Consider the following 588-nt stretch of genomic DNA (forward strand, 5'->3'; position numbering starts at 1 on the left):
CGGCACGATTGCCGATCAGGCCAATGAGGATGCGCAGGGCATCACGCCGCTTGACGTTTCGACCTTCTTCTCCGACCCAGATGGCGACACGCTGACCTACAGCGCCAGCAACCTGCCCGATGGTCTGTCGATCGATCCGGCCACCGGCATCATCAGCGGCACCATCAACCATTCGGCCAGCCAGGACGGCACCAATGGCGTCTATAGCGTGACCGTCACGGCCGCCGATGGCGGCGGCCTCTCGGTGGATCGCACCTTCACCTGGACAGTGACCAATCCGTCTCCGATCGCCAACGATGACACGGCAGCAACCAATGAGGACACCGCCGTCACCGGCAATGTGATCGCCGCCAGCGGCTCCGGTGACGTCGCTGACGCTGATCCCGACGGCGACAGCCTGAGCGTGACCAGCTTCATGATCGCGGGCGACGCGACGCCGCACAATCCCGGCGACAGCGTCCTGATCGCTGGCGTGGGCACGTTCACGCTCGGCAGCGATGGCGCTTACAGCTTCACGCCAGTCGCCAGCTGGAACGGCACGGTCCCGACCGTCACCTACATGATCGGCGATGGGGAAGGCGGCTCGGA

1 protein-coding gene is annotated in these 588 nt (G+C 65.1%); it reads left to right on the plus strand.

Features of this window, described 5'->3' with window-relative positions; genetic code table 11:
* Positions 1–588: putative Ig domain-containing protein (locus E4K09_RS18660; protein WP_166802398.1), on the plus strand; the 588-nt coding region annotated here is incomplete at both ends.

The organism is Microvirga pakistanensis (genome assembly GCF_004458765.1).
Lineage (GTDB): Bacteria > Pseudomonadota > Alphaproteobacteria > Rhizobiales > Beijerinckiaceae > Microvirga > Microvirga pakistanensis.